11 protein-coding genes and 1 tRNA gene are annotated in these 13,731 nt (G+C 72.2%); 5 read left to right on the plus strand and 7 right to left on the minus strand.

Going from position 1 to position 13,731, the window contains the following annotated elements:
• The first annotated feature begins 149 nt into the window (after window positions 1-149).
• Window positions 150-749 carry a fasciclin domain-containing protein gene (locus tag OV090_RS28365; protein WP_267707753.1) on the plus strand — a complete coding sequence of 200 codons (600 nt, stop codon included), beginning with the start codon at window positions 150-152 and terminating at the stop codon, window positions 747-749.
• Between the two features lie 139 nt (window positions 750-888).
• Here OV090_RS28365 and OV090_RS28370 read toward each other — a convergent pair whose 3' ends face one another.
• Window positions 889-2,313 (minus strand): hypothetical protein, encoded by a 1,425-nt coding sequence (locus tag OV090_RS28370; RefSeq protein WP_267707754.1) that lies wholly within the window; start codon window positions 2,311-2,313, stop codon window positions 889-891.
• The gene (locus OV090_RS28375) at window positions 2,297-2,875 is read right to left on the minus strand and encodes a hypothetical protein (protein WP_267707755.1); all 579 of its coding nucleotides are present in this window, start codon (window positions 2,873-2,875) and stop codon (window positions 2,297-2,299) included. Before OV090_RS28375 ends, OV090_RS28370 begins: the two co-directional genes overlap by 17 nt.
• Window positions 2,876-3,091: 216 nt before the next feature.
• On the opposite strand from OV090_RS28375, the gene OV090_RS28380 reads away from it, so the two are divergent.
• The 3 genes from OV090_RS28380 (at window position 3,092) to OV090_RS28390 (ending at window position 6,382) form a co-directional block, all read left to right on the plus strand.
• The gene (locus OV090_RS28380; RefSeq protein ID WP_224194879.1) at window positions 3,092-3,754 is read left to right on the plus strand and encodes a response regulator transcription factor; all 663 of its coding nucleotides are present in this window, start codon (window positions 3,092-3,094) and stop codon (window positions 3,752-3,754) included.
• Entirely contained in the window at window positions 3,751-5,157 is a 1,407-nt protein-coding gene (locus OV090_RS28385; RefSeq protein WP_267707756.1) for a HAMP domain-containing sensor histidine kinase, read from the plus strand. The genes OV090_RS28380 and OV090_RS28385 overlap by 4 nt, the downstream gene beginning before the upstream one ends.
• A 142-nt stretch (window positions 5,158-5,299) precedes the next feature.
• On the plus strand, window positions 5,300-6,382 hold the full coding sequence (locus tag OV090_RS28390; RefSeq protein ID WP_267707757.1) for a hypothetical protein: 1,083 nt from the start codon (window positions 5,300-5,302) through the stop codon (window positions 6,380-6,382).
• Between the two features lie 164 nt (window positions 6,383-6,546).
• Here OV090_RS28390 and OV090_RS28395 read toward each other — a convergent pair.
• Window positions 6,547-6,626 (minus strand) — tRNA-Leu (locus OV090_RS28395).
• A gap of 234 nt (window positions 6,627-6,860) precedes the next feature.
• Between OV090_RS28395 and uvrA the strand changes: the two genes are divergently transcribed.
• Window positions 6,861-9,710, plus strand: coding sequence for an excinuclease ABC subunit UvrA (gene uvrA, locus OV090_RS28400; protein ID WP_267712099.1), 2,850 nt, complete (start codon window positions 6,861-6,863; stop codon window positions 9,708-9,710).
• Between the two features lie 117 nt (window positions 9,711-9,827).
• Here uvrA and OV090_RS28405 read toward each other — a convergent pair whose 3' ends face one another.
• The 4 genes from OV090_RS28405 to OV090_RS28420 all read right to left on the minus strand — a co-directional run bounded on the left by OV090_RS28405 (window position 9,828) and on the right by OV090_RS28420 (window position 13,552).
• Window positions 9,828-10,757 (minus strand): radical SAM protein, encoded by a 930-nt coding sequence (locus OV090_RS28405; protein WP_267707758.1) that lies wholly within the window; start codon window positions 10,755-10,757, stop codon window positions 9,828-9,830.
• 3 nt (window positions 10,758-10,760) lie between these two features.
• Entirely contained in the window at window positions 10,761-11,951 is a 1,191-nt protein-coding gene (locus OV090_RS28410; RefSeq protein ID WP_267707759.1) for an HEXXH motif-containing putative peptide modification protein, read from the minus strand.
• Entirely contained in the window at window positions 11,912-12,694 is a 783-nt protein-coding gene (locus tag OV090_RS28415; RefSeq protein ID WP_267707760.1) for a hypothetical protein, read from the minus strand. Before OV090_RS28415 ends, OV090_RS28410 begins: the two co-directional genes overlap by 40 nt.
• Window positions 12,695-13,066: 372 nt before the next feature.
• On the minus strand, window positions 13,067-13,552 hold the full coding sequence (locus tag OV090_RS28420) for a hypothetical protein (protein ID WP_267707761.1): 486 nt from the start codon (window positions 13,550-13,552) through the stop codon (window positions 13,067-13,069).
• Window positions 13,553-13,731: the final 179 nt, after the last annotated feature.

Consider the following 13,731-nt stretch of genomic DNA (forward strand, 5'->3'; position numbering starts at 1 on the left):
GAGAGCACCGAGGGGACACACCGAGGCGAACAAAACATCGTCAAGAGCACAGCCCATCGCTCCGTCGCCCGTCAAGCTCGCAGCGCCGATAAAAGTTGCCGCCGAGGCGCTCGCCGGTTTACCGTCAGCAGGCCCAGGAGGCCCCCATCGTGAACCTGAGACTCATCGCACTGTCCCTGCTCGTCGCGAGCGCGAGCACGAACGTCGGCTGCAAGAAGGACTCGGCCTCCGAGACGCCGGAGCCTGCCGCCCCCGCACCCGCCCCCGCGCCGGAGCCCGAGGCCGAAGCCACCCCCGAGCCCGAGGCCGCTCCGGCCCCTGAACCGGCCCCCGCCGCCAAGGACCTGGCCACCGTCGTCGCCGGGCTCGAGAAGGGCAAGACCTTCCACGAGCTGCTGGTCGCCGCCGAGCTCGACAAGGAGCTCGCCAGCGCCGACGTCAGCCTCACCATCCTCGTCCCCACCGACGAGGCGTTCGCCAAGCTGCCCAAGGGCACCCTCGACAAGTGGAAGAAGAACAAGGAGCAGCTGCAGAAGGCGCTCAAGTACCACTTCATCCCGGGGGTCAACGACACCGCCAAGATCGGCAACTACCGCACCGCGCCGACCGCCGCCGGCCCCGAGCTGCCGATCAAGCAGACCCAGGACGCCGAGATGACGATCGACGGCGCCAAGCTGCTCGAGGTCGACCTCCCCGCCAGCAACGGCCTCGTCCACGTCATCGACAAGGTGCTGCAGACCAAGAAGTGAGGGCCTCGCGGGTCCTTCGCACCGGTCTCTCGGGACATGTCCCGAGAGACCGAAGCGTCCCCTGCCCCTCCCTCGCGCGCCACCGGCCGAGCGCCCGGGCTGTCCGCAGGGACATGTCGTCGCCTCCTCGCCGCGCGGGCTAGAAGTACGTGCCCATGCCGAGGTGGCCGGCGAACAGGTGGAACGCCACCCGGTCGACCGTGCCGATGTCGTAGCCCACGCGGCCGCTCGGCGCGTCGCGCAGGTCGAAGATGATCTGCGCCGCCGAGCCCCGGCCGTAGCTGTAGCGGACCGCGATGCAGGTCGAGAACACGATGCTGCGGGCCCGCTCGCCCTTGCCGAGGCGGACCGGCGAGAAGAACTCGACCCCGGTGGTGACCCCGTAATAGTTGATGCGAAACTGCGGGAACGCCGAGGTGTGGACCTGGTCGTCGCGGTCGGAGAACACGCCGATGCCGAAGTACAGCCGCTCCGCGGTGCGCAGTCGGGCGCCGGCGCGGACGTTCCAGATCGGGCGGATGTTGATGTCGGAGCCCTTCGGCCGCAGCCCGGGGCTGAAGTCCATCTCGCCGCTGACCCACCCGCGCCGCTTCGGCAGCGCGTAGGCGACCCCCATGGTGAGCCGCATCGGCGCCACCCGCCCGCGCCGCGACGGCGACGGCGAGTCGTCGAACTCGAACTTGTACTCGTCGTCGCCGTCGGGCCGGTCGACGTTCGAGCTGTTCAGCAGGTAGCTGCGGTGGACCTCGAAGGCGACGAAGCGAGGTGTCCGAAAGGTCAGGCCGAGGTGGACGTTCTTGGCGAACTCCCACTGCAGGCCGACCACCGCCTCGCCGCCGAAGATCGAGCGCTTGTTGTCGAAGTCGACCGTGCGCGTGGCGTCGGTGCGCGCGTCCGCGGTGCCCGACGCGGCGTCGATCCACATCCGCATCTCCTCGCGCTGCCAGCCGTAGGTGCCGAACAGCGTCGCGCCGATGCGAAAGCGCGGGTGCGGCTGCCAGCCGACCGCCGCCCCCGCGTGGTAGCGGTAGACCCAGCCGTCGACCTGGATGCGCGCGTCGTACTCCGTCCCGCCGCCGGCCCCCTGCAGCGACGCCGAGTAGTCGTAGTAGTCGTAGTCGGGCGCGAAGTAGCCGAGCCCGAGAGTGACCCCGCGGCCGATGTGGCGCGTCACCGCCAGCGACGACGGCATCACCAGGCCTTGCAAGCTGCTCAGCGTCGCCGCGTCGCGCCTGCCGTTCGGCAGGTCGGCGACCGCCGCGTACGGCACGATGCGGGCGCGGAACTGGGCCGCCTGGGTCGACAGGTTGAACTGCGTCCGTCGCACCGCCCCGAGCCCGGCCGGGTTGTAGTAGATGGCCCCGGTGTCGCGCCCGAGGGCAGTCACCGCCCCGCCGGTCAGCGCCGCCTCGTTGCTCAGCGGGTTGGTCTCGCGGTTGCCGGCCGCGGCCGGGCGCGCCGACAGCCCCGCCGCCGCAGCGCACGCGACCACCAGCCCCGAGAGACAGGTGCGACCCCGGCGGCGCAGGCGGCCGCCCGCCTGTGACTCACGTTTGCGAGCCACGGGCGACGTAGAGATCGAAGGTGAGGTCGACGACCGGGCGGCTGTCGCTGTCGTGGAAGTGCCAGGTGAGGGTCGCAGCGTTGGCCCGATCGACCTTCTCGAAGTACACGTAGCCGCGCATCGAAGTGCCCGGCACCAGCACGCCCCACGGCAGCGCCGACGAGGCGACGTCGCCGCCCACCCACTCGATGCGGCCGAAGTCGAGCTGACGGCCGGGGTGGTAGCCGTTGTCGTTCTGCCCGGCCTGGACGAACGAGCCGCCGGCGTCGAGGAGATCGCGCCGGAAGCCGCGCTCGTCGATCAAGTCGATGTCGCCGGGCGCCAGGCGGATCGGACGGTTGCCCAGGTTGGCGACCAGGACGTGGAGCACCGTGACCTGCTCGTCGAGGTCGCTCGGGATGCCCTGCCAGGCCCCCGTCGTCAGCACCACGCTCAGCCCCGACTGCGGGTCGCGGGCGAGCATGCGGTGACTGCCGTCGATGGCGACGAGCTCGCCGGAAGGGAGGCAGGCGGCGCTCACGAGCAGCAGCGCGAGCGCGAGACGTCTGGAGGCGCGCGTCACGGGTGCAAGCATACTCGCTTTGACCGCCGCCGCGAGTCGGACGGGCCCCGCCGCAGAACCCGGGCTCGCCGGCAGTCGCGCGTTTTGCGCTCACGCTTCCGGGGCCCGCCGATGCCCGCCCGCGCCCGCTCCCGTCGCCGTGCCAGACCGCGCTGCGGACGCGACTGCGGCCCGGGCACCCCGACGCCCGCGACGACCGGCGCTATCATCCGCGCGATGAAGATCCTCATCGTCGAGGACAACAAGAAGCTCGCCAGCTTTTTGCTGCGCGCCCTGGCCGAGGAGGGCTACGTCGTCGACCTCGTGGAGGACGGCGGCGTCGCCATCACCCAGAGCCGCAGCATCAGCTACGACCTCGTGATCCTCGACTGGATGCTGCCCTCGGTCGACGGGCTCACCGTGTGCCGCACCCTGCGCTCGGCCGGCGCGACCATGCCGATCCTGATGCTCACCGCGCGCGCCGAGATCCAGGAGCGCGTCGCCGGCCTCGACGCGGGCGCCGACGACTTCCTGCCCAAGCCGTTCGACCTCGGCGAATTGCTGGCCCGCGTGCGCGCGCTCGGCCGGCGCGGCCACGGCGATCGCTACCTCGAGGTCGGCCCCGTGCGCATCGACAGGCACGAGCGCACCGTCACGCTCTCGGGCCGGCGCCTCGACCTCACCCCGCGCGAGTTCCTGCTGCTCAGCTACCTCGTGCGCGAGGCCGGGCGCGTCGTCCCGCGCACCGAGCTGCTGCAGAAGGTCTGGGAGCTGTCGTTCGACCCCGGCTCCAACGTCGTCGAGGTCCACGTCAAGAACCTGCGCACCAAGCTGGGCGAGCACGCCGCCCGCATCGAGACGGTGCGCGGCGTCGGCTACCGCTGGCAGAACGAGGCATGAAGCTCCGCAACCGCCTGGTCGGTGTGGTCACAGGCGTCACCGTCGTCGCCCTCGCGCTGTCCTTCGTCCCGCTCTACCTGCTGATCCGCGCGCTCGAGATCTCCGACCTCGACAACGCCCTGTTCCGCCAGGCCACCGCCCTCGCCCAGCACCTGCCCGGCACCTACTACGCCGGCCACCCGCTCGACGAGGGCCACGCCGACGTGCCCGAGAGCATCGACCCGACCCCGCGCTACACCGCGATCTACGGCCCCGACACCGTGCTCGAGACCGCGTCGGAGAGCTTCGCCGGCCAGGCCCCCGCGTCGCTCGCCGCGCTGGGCCTGCGGCACGCGCTGCCCTGGGACGGCGTGGCGGTCGACCTCGAGCTCGGCGAGACGCGCCTGCGCGGCGTCGTCATGCCGACCGGCGATCAGGGCGAGGCCCTGCTCTACGCCGTCTCCAAGAGCACCGTCGAGGACGACACCACCACCCTGTTCGAGCTCCTCCTCCTCATCTTCGTCTGTGCCGCCGGCGCCACCGCGCTGATCGCCCGCTGGCTCGGCGAGCGGCTCGCCCGCGACGTCCACTCGGTCGCGCACGTCGCCCGCCTGGTCGCCGAGGGCGACCTCGCCGCGCGCGTCGGCGATCCGCGGGTCATGGGCGCCGACGAGACGCGCTCGCTCGCCTCCGATCTCGACCACATGATCAGCCGCCTCGACGAGGTCGTGTCGTCGCAGCGGCGCTTCATCTCGCACGCCGCCCACGAGCTGCGCTCGCCGCTGGCCTCGCTGCGCGGCGAGCTGCAGCTCGCGCTGCGACGCGACCGCGACGTCGACGAGTACCGCGCCGCCCTGCGCGAGATGTTGTCCTCCGTCGACGCCCTCATCGCCCTCGCCGAGGACCTGCTGCGGCTCGCGCGGGCCCAGGGCGGTGCCCCGGCCACGCGCGCGCGCGCCAGGGTGGCCGACGTCGTGCGCGAGGCGCTGCGGATGGCCCGCGGCCACCTCGACGATCGCGGCGTCACCATCGCAGTGCCGCCGGCGATCGACGAGTTCCCGGTCGAGGTGCGCGGCGGCGCGGCCGACCTCGCCCGCGCCCTCCGCAACCTCATCGACAACGCCGTCGTCCACAGCCCGCCCGGCGGCGAGGTCCGCGTCGAGGTCGTCGTCGTCGAGGGCGGCGTCGAGCTCGCCGTCGTCGATCAGGGGCCGGGCATCCCGGTCGCGGATCAGCCCCACATCTTCACCCCGTTCTTCCGCGGCGCCGGCGGCGAGAACCACGAGGGCGCCGGCCTCGGCCTGGCGATCGCCCGCGGCCTCACCGAGGGCTCGGGCGGGCGCCTCGCGCTCGACACTCGCCACACCGGCGGCGCGCGCATGGTCCTCCACCTCGCCTTCGCCGAGAACGTCCCGCCCGCCTGAGGCCCCGCCGTCACCTGTCCGTTCGGCCAGGTCGTTCGCCTTCACCTCGACCAAACCGCAGCAGGGCCGCGCTCCGGGGCGAAATTACCCGGGCGCGTCATCGCTCTTGCTTGCGCGCGCGAGCGCCGACTAGCCTCGCGTCATGCGCCGCTCGCTCTGCTTCCCTGCTCTCTGCATCGTCCACCTCGCGGCGTGTACGGTCCCCAACCCGGCCTACGACGCCAGCCCAGGCCTCCTCGGGAGCGACTCCGGCGACTCCCTGAGCTCGACGAGCCCCGGCGGCACCTCCGCCACGGTCGATCCGACCAGCGGCGGCGGCAGCACTCAGAGCACCACGGTCGACCTGACCGCCGCGACCAGCGACACCACCGCCGCGGCGACCACCAGCACCACCGCGACCGCCAGCACCACCGAGAGCGTCGACCCCCTGACCACGAGCACCACCGACGGCGACTCGACCGCGAGCACGACGACCAACGACACCTCGCAGCCCAAGCTCGACCTCTCGCCCGGCGACGTCTGTCCGCAGGTCGCCGCCCCGAGCCTCGAGATCACCGTCCAGCACACCCCCGCCCCGGGCCTCTGCAACGCCCCGCTCGGCCCCGTCATCCAGGGCATCCTCGAGGCCAAGCCCGACGCCGGCACCTTCAAGCTCCGCGCCTGCAACTCGGCCCAGGAGTGCATCCAGGGCAACACGCAGTGCCTCGCCAACCAGACCATCGCGGTCCACGTCGCGGGTCCGGACACGGCCATCCCCGACATCCCGCTCGGCACCTGCGTCAGCGTCGCCTACGTCGGCACCGGCTTCGCCGACCCCAACACCTGCAAGACGCGGATGGTCCGCTTCGCCAAGCCGGGCAACCTCAACAACCTCGCCTCGAGCATGTTCGTCGCCGGCATCGGCGTGCCCAGCACCGCCGAGCTGCCGGTGCCGTGGCCCGACGCGCTCGAGTTCACCGTCGCCGCCGCGCAGGTCCAGGCGTGCCCCGGCAACAACGTGTGCGGCACCCCGCCGGGCCACTACGAGCTCGTCGGTCAGTTCTCGGGCCTGGAGGTCGTCGCCGGCATGGGCGAGGTCAAGCCGGCCAAGATCCCCCTCTACGACCAGAACCACAACCCGGTCGGTTCGGTCGTCGGCAGCTTCCACAACCTGCGCTCGTACTCCGGCCCGGCCGAACAGTGCGAGTTCCGCTGGCTGTGGCTGGCCGACGCGTACAAGCCCTGACGACATGTCCTCTCGGACAGGCTGTCCGCCCGGCCGCGAGCCGCCGCTCCTGCTCCTTCGACCATGTCCCGAAGGACATGGCCTACGGACCAGATCGGCAGTCCGTCCGGCGGACCGGCCGCCGCGGCGGCCGCAGATCTCGCCGCGCCTGGTCAGGTCGACGATGCCCGGGGCGGGACTCGAACCCGCACGCTTGCGCCGGGGATTTTAAGTCCCCTGTGTCTACCGATTCCACCACCCGGGCGCGGGGGCCCTCTTAATAGGGGCATGCGGCCCGCTTGAGAAGCTTGAGATGCCGCGCTCTCGGCCGGGAGCGCCCCGGCAGACCGGGAGATCGGCGCGAGATCGCACCTGAACATCTGGGCACGTGCGCAAACTTTCACCTGCACAGGCGAGCGGCGGTGTCGGCGGGCGCGAAAACGCGTGCTAACACGGCCCGGTGGACACCCCGTCGGAACGGACCGCCCGCCTGAGCCCCGTGCGCGAGCCCGACTTCATCGAGGTCAAGGGCGCGCACGAGCACAACCTGCAGATCGACGAGCTGCTCGTCCCCAAGCGCAAGCTCGTCGTCTTCACCGGCGTCAGCGGCTCGGGCAAGTCGAGCCTCGCCTTCGACACCCTCTACGCCGAGGGTCAGCGCCGCTACATCGAGAGCCTGTCGGCCTACGCGCGCCAGTTCCTGGGCCAGCTCGAGCGGCCGAAGATCGAGCACCTGCGCGGCCTCTCGCCCACGATCGCTATCGAGCAGAAGAGCGCCTCCAACAACCCGCGCTCGACCGTCGGCACGATCACGGAGATCTACGACTACCTGCGCGTGCTCTACGCCCGGGTCGGCACTCAGCACTGCACCGACTGCGGCAAGCCGGTGCGCAGCTCCTCGCCGGAGCAGATCGTCGACGCGCTCCTGGCCGAAGCGCCAGGTAGCAAGCTGACCCTGTTCGCCCCGCTCGTCACCCACCGCAAGGGCGAGTTCAAGGATCTGTTCGAGGAGCTGCGCGGCCGCGGCTTTCTCCGCGTCGAGGTCGACGGCGAGCTCCACCGCCTCGACGACCCGCCCAAGCTCGACAAGAAATTCAAGCACACCATCGCCCTCGTGGTCGACCGCATCACCGTCCGCGCGGAGGACCGGCGGCGGATCACCGAGAGCGTCGAGCTCGCGCTGCGCGAGGGCCACGGCGAGCTGCGAGCCGAGGCCGAGGGCAAGGGCTCCGCGCCCGGTCTCAAGCTGCAGTTCTCCGAGTCGCGCAGCTGCTGCGGCAAGAGCTTCCCCGAGCTCAACCCGGCCAGCTTCTCGTTCAACAGCCCGCTCGGCATGTGCCCCGACTGCAACGGCCTCGGCACCCGCAACGAGGCCGCGCCGGACCTCGTCGTGCCCGACCCGAGCCTCAGCATCCGCGACGGCGCGATCGCCCCGTGGGCCTCGGCGATGGAGCGGGGCGAGGGCTGGACCTTCCGCATCGTCGAGGCGCTGGCCGACGCCTGCGCCGTCGACCTCGACAAGCCGTGGAAGGAGCTGCCGAAGAAGAAGCGCGACACCGTGCTGTTCGGCGTCCAGGGCGAGCAGAAGATCGCGGTCAAGTGGGGCAGCGAGAACAGCAGCTCGCAGGGCACCTGGGGCATGCGGTTCGAGGGCGTGATCCCCAACCTCATGCGTCGCTTCCGCGAGACCGACAGCGAGGCCGCCCGCGACTACTACCGCAAGTACTTCCGCGAGGTCCCGTGCGACGTGTGCAGCGGCAAGCGCCTGCGCCCCGAGAGCCTGGCGGTGCGCGTGTCCGGGGCCAACATCGCCGAGTCCACCGCGCTGACCGTCCTCCAGGCCAGCAAGCACTTCGCCGCGCTCACCCTCACCGGCCAGCAGAAGACCATCGCCGAGGGCGCACTGCGCGAGATCGCCGCCCGCCTCACCTTCCTCCTCAACGTCGGCCTCGACTACCTCACCCTCGATCGCTCGGGCCCCACCCTGTCCGGCGGCGAGGCCCAGCGGATCCGCCTCGCCAGCCAGCTCGGCTCCGAGCTCAGCGGCGTGATGTACGTGCTCGACGAGCCGAGCATCGGCCTCCACCAGCGCGACAACATGCGGCTCATCCGCACGCTGCAGCACCTGCGCGACCTCGGCAACACCGTCGTGGTGGTCGAGCACGACGAGGACACCATCCGCGCCGCCGACCACGTGGTCGACTTCGGCCCCGGCGCCGGCCACCTCGGCGGCAAGGTCGTGTTCAGCGGCACCGCCAAGGAGCTCGCGCGCTGCAAGGAGAGCCTCACCGGCGCCTATCTCTCGGGTCGCAAGGAGATCGCCGTCCCGGCGGCGCGCCGCCCCGCGAAGGGCAAGATCAAGGTCCTCGGGGCCGCCGAGCACAACCTCCGCGGCATCGACGTCACCATCCCGCTCGGCGGCCTGGTCGCGGTCACCGGGGTCAGCGGCGCCGGCAAGAGCTCGCTCGTCAACGGCATCCTGCTGCCCGCGCTCAGCAACAAGCTGCACGGCAGCCTCGAGCGCGTGGGCACCCACAAGGGCCTGTCCGGCCTCGAGAAGCTCGACAAGGTCATCGCCATCGACCAGCGCCCGATCGGCCGCACCCCGCGCTCGAACCCCGGCACGTACACCAAGTCGTTCGACCTGATCCGCGAGCTGTTTGCCCAGCTGCCCGAGTCGCGCGCGCGCGGCTGGAAGGCCGGCCGCTTCAGCTTCAACGTCAAGGGCGGCCGCTGCGAGGCCTGCCAGGGCGACGGCGTGATCAAGGTCGAGATGCACTTCCTCAGCGACGTGTACGTCCCGTGCGAGGTGTGCGGCGGCAAGCGCTACAACGCCCAGACCCTCGGCGTCACCTACAAGGGCCGCACGATCGCCGAGATCCTCGACAGCAGCGTCGACGACTGCCTGCAGATCTTCGAGAACCACCCGCCGCTCAAGCGGATCCTCAACACCCTGGTAGACGTCGGCCTCGGCTACATGAAGATCGGCCAGACCGCGACGACGATGTCCGGCGGCGAGGCCCAGCGCGTCAAGCTCAGCCGCGAGCTGTGCAAGGTGCAGACCGGCAACACGCTCTACGTCCTCGACGAGCCGACCACCGGCCTCCACTTCGAGGACATCGCCCGCCTGCTCCACGTGCTCCAGCGCCTGGTCGACGCCGGCAACACGGTCCTCGTCATCGAGCACAACCTCGACGTCATCAAGTGCGCCGACTGGGTCGTCGACCTCGGCCCCGAAGGCGGCCAGGGCGGCGGACTCGTGATCGCCGAGGGCACCCCGGAGGACGTGGCCAAGATCGAGGCCTCGCACACGGGCCGCTTCCTCGCCCCGCTGCTGCGCCGCAAGTAGCTCGTTTGGACATGTCCCCGGCGGCATGTCGCCGGGGACATGCCCGTTCACACATGTCTCTGGCGACATGTCGACGCGGTAGCGGCCGAGGTATCGCCGCGTCGCGCTCGCGGGTGGTCAGCGCGCGATCGGAAGCCGCGTCGGCCCGCGCGTCGCCGTCTGTCCCCTCGCGGCCGCGATCTCGCCGTCGCCGAACACCGCCAGGTAGTCCGGCCGCACGCCCGGACAGACCTGCTCGAAAGGACAGCCCGCGCACGCCGGCACCTTGACCCGACCGGCGAGGCGGCTGTCCTTCAGCGCGAACGTGGCCTCCGGCGTCACCACCACCACCCGGTCGGCCCCGGGATCCCACGCGTGCGCGTGATCCTCCCCGAGCAGACAGCGCGGCACGTGCAGCGAGCGCAGCGCCATCGCCTGCCTGCGCCCGCGCGCCAGCGCCTCGGTCACGAACGGCAGCGCCTCCGACATCCGCGGCAGCGACTCCGGGTGGGCCGCGTTGGCGTCGGTCAGCGACACGTACCAGAGATCGACCGCGCGCACGCCCAGCCCCGCGAGCCAGTCGATCGCCGCCGGCAGGTCGGCCATCGTGTCGCGCTTGACGATCAGATCGACGACCAGGGCCGCCCCGCTGGCGACCGCGCGCTGCAGCCCGCCGACCATCGCCGCGTACGTACCTGTCCTTCGGACCAGCTGCTCGTAGCGGTCGGCCCGATGGGTGTGGATCGACACGTGCAAGCACGTCGTCCCGGCCGCCAACAGCCGCGCCAGGTTGTCGCCGTGCGCGTACATCAGCCCGTTCGACTGCACCTTGATGTCGGCGAACCCGAGCGCCCGCCCGGCGCGCACGATCGCCAGCAAATCGGGGCGGATCGTCGGTTCGCCGCCCGTGATCGACAGCGCGTCGAGCCCCTGCCCCCGCCCCTGCCGCAGCGACGCCAGCGCGTGCGCCGTCGACAGCGCTCGCCCGCGCAGCTCCGGCCCGATCGTGCAGTAGTCGCACCACAGGTTGCAGTCGTAGCCGAGGATCATGTCGAGCAGCCCCGGCACTTGTCAGCCCTCCCGGAAGTGACGGAAGCGCTCGTCGAGCCGCACCAGCTCCGCCAGCAGCGGCGCCCCCAGGGCCGTCGGTCGCGCGTGCTGCCGCAGCGTCTCGACCGCCTCGTGGTTGCCGCGCGCGACCTGTCGCAGCCGGCCCTCGACCTCGGCTGTCCCCGAGGACAGCATCGACTCGAGCATCGCCGCCACCGGCAGGAACGCATGCGCCGCCAGCAGCACCCCGTGCAACGGCCGCGGGTCGGGCCGCACCGGCGACGCGTACAGCGGCGACCAGGCGTTCTCCAAAATCGGCCCCTGCTCGAGCAGCGCGTGCAGCTTGTTGTGCGAGAACTCGTGGAGCAGCGCCTCCGCCAGAGTCAGCGCGCTCGGGTGCAGGCTCAGGTAGACCGTCCCGATCGCCTCCTGGTACGACGCCGACAGGTGCCGCTCGCGGTCGTGCCCGACCGGCACCACCAGCGCGAGGCCGACGTCGAGCTCGGCGCGCAGCCTCGGCAAATGCGCCTCGACGAGGCCCAGCCCCGCCCGCAACCCCGCCGACCAGGCCGAGACCGACTGCCCGCCGAGATCGAGCCCGCTGCCCGACTTGTCGGGGTGGGCCTCCAGCTCGGCCAGCGGGTTGTTGTCGCGCCGCAGGGCCAGAGCGATCGGCCCGGCGACGGTCTCGTACATGTCCCTTGTCACATGCTCGGACGGACATGTCCCGAAGTTCTCACCGAGCGACCCGCTCACCCCGCCGGCCTGCCAGCCGGTCGGTCCGATCGTCAGCGGACCCGGCGGCGGCCGCAGGGCGCAGCGGGCCCCGAGGCACAGCACCTCGCGCGGCGGCTGCGGCACCTGAAACCTGTCCTCGAGCACACCTGCAACCGCCAGCTCGAGCCCCAGCGTCGCCAGCAGCTCCCCCTGCAGCGCCGGGTCCGGCCGTCCGCGCAGGCAGCGGATCAGCGTCCCGATCGTCGGCCGTCGCACCGCGCTCGCCAGGGCCCCGGGCGCCCGCGCGGCGATCCGCCGCAGCTCCGGCCCGAATCGCCCCCACGCCGCGCCGTTCGGCCCCGGCCCGGGCGGCAGCCGCAGCAGGTCGGTCAGGGCCCGCCGCAGCGCCATCGAGAACAGCCCGCGCGCAGTCTCCGAGCCGGGCGCCGGCAGCGTCAGATCGGCCAGCACGCCGCCTCCGATACTTCGAGCCATGGCCCCGAGAACATGTCCCGAAGTCTCTGAGCTCGCAGGCCGCCCCCCGCCGCGCTCGCCTCGCCGGACCGTGCGGGCGCCAGCTCGCCGGCGTCGAAGCGGCGCAGGTACTCGGCGTCGACCCCTGGGCAGCTCGCCCGCAGCCCGCACTCGCTGCAGCCTGCCGCGAACGCCTGCGCCGGCGACGGCACCGCGCGGTCGCGCAGCGGCCCGAGCAAGCACAGCGGCGCCCCGGCGATCGCCGCCAGCAGCCCGGCCCGCTCGGCCGCCACGAGCGCCTGCAGGGCATACGGCACCGCGACCGCCAACCGCGGCGCCACGGCCCCGTGCCCCTGCGGACGGCCCGCCGCGACCACCGAGACCTGCCACCCGAGCGCGCCGACGTCGGCGACCAGTCCGGGCACCGCCGCCAGCACCCGCGTGTTCGAGCGCGTCAGCGGCGTCGTCACCGTCACCGGCAAGCGCGCGGTCCGGGCCGCCCGCAGCGTCGCCGACGCGGCCCGGAACGACCCCTCGCGGCCCGCGTGCCAGTCGTGCGCCGCCGCCTCGGCCGCGTACAGCCGCACCCTCAGCCCGTCGACCCCCGCGGCCTTCAGCGCGGCCACGTCCTCGGCCGTCAGGCCCGCGGGCCCGGGCGCCGCCAGCACCCGCGCGAACCCTGCCGCGCGCGCCGCCGCGGACCAGGCCGCGATCGCTTCGCAGGCGCCGGCCAGCGTCAGGGCCCCGCCAGTCCCTCGCAACATGGCCAAAACCCCCTGTCCTTCCGGACTGGACGGCTCGACTCCCGCCGCCTTCACTGCTTGCCCTTTCGACCAGGACCATTCGACCCTGTCCTCTGCGACATGGCCCAAACGCCATATCTTTCCGGACAGAGCCGCTCGACGTCCGCCATCACGGCCTGTCTCTTCGACCAGGACCTTTCGCCCATGTCCCGGGAAACATGGCTCAAACGCCCTGTCCTTCCGAACAAGATCGCTCGACGCCCCTCTTCACGGCCTGTCCCTTCGACCAGGCCCCTTTGCTCCTGTCCTCCGCGACATGTCCGCAGCGCCCTGTCCCTCCGGACAAACTGCGTCCCTCGTCGCCCCGGCGCCAGCCCGCTCGGACCGCGTCGCTCAGCTCCACGGCGTCAGCACGGCCTGGCGGTGCGCCGTCAGCCGCTCGGACAGCGTCAGCAGCCCTGGGATCGCCGGGTCGCCGCGCTCCGCCGCGAGCTGCGTCAGCCGCTGCGCCAGGGCCCGCGCCCCCTGCTCCTCGACGGCCGTCGACGGCCGGTCGCCCGTGCCCCCGTTGGCGAGGTACAGCGCCAGGCCGCTCGCCTGTGCGACCGCGCGTGGCCCGTCGACCTCGGCGCGCAACAGATCGACCTGGAACTTCTTGCCCTCCGGCGTGCGCATCAACACCGGCACCGCCCCGGCCACCAGCGGCAGCACCTGCTCGACGCGCCACTCGCCGACCGGGCCGACCAGATCGGCCAGCGGCGCCGCGGCCGACGGCACCATCGTGCGCGGGCGGAGCGTACACGCGGTCGAGACGCCGGCAGCGGCAGCTCCGAGGGCAGCGAGGACCTTGCGACGAGCGACACGCGGCGAAGGCTTCATGCAGTCTTTCCTGATTGGAGCCCAACGTACCCGCCCGCCGCAGCCTCCGTCAAGGCGACGGCGCCGCCGACCGCTCACGCGTATGCCGAAGCGTGGCCCCCTGGGCCGGGCACCGCGGCCACGCCGACCCACCACCGCCATGACCGCGACGGCGCGTGAGCCCTCGACCACGCCGAGTG

The organism is Nannocystis sp. RBIL2 (assembly GCF_026626745.1).
Taxonomy (GTDB): Bacteria; Myxococcota_A; Polyangia; order Nannocystales; family Nannocystaceae; genus Nannocystis.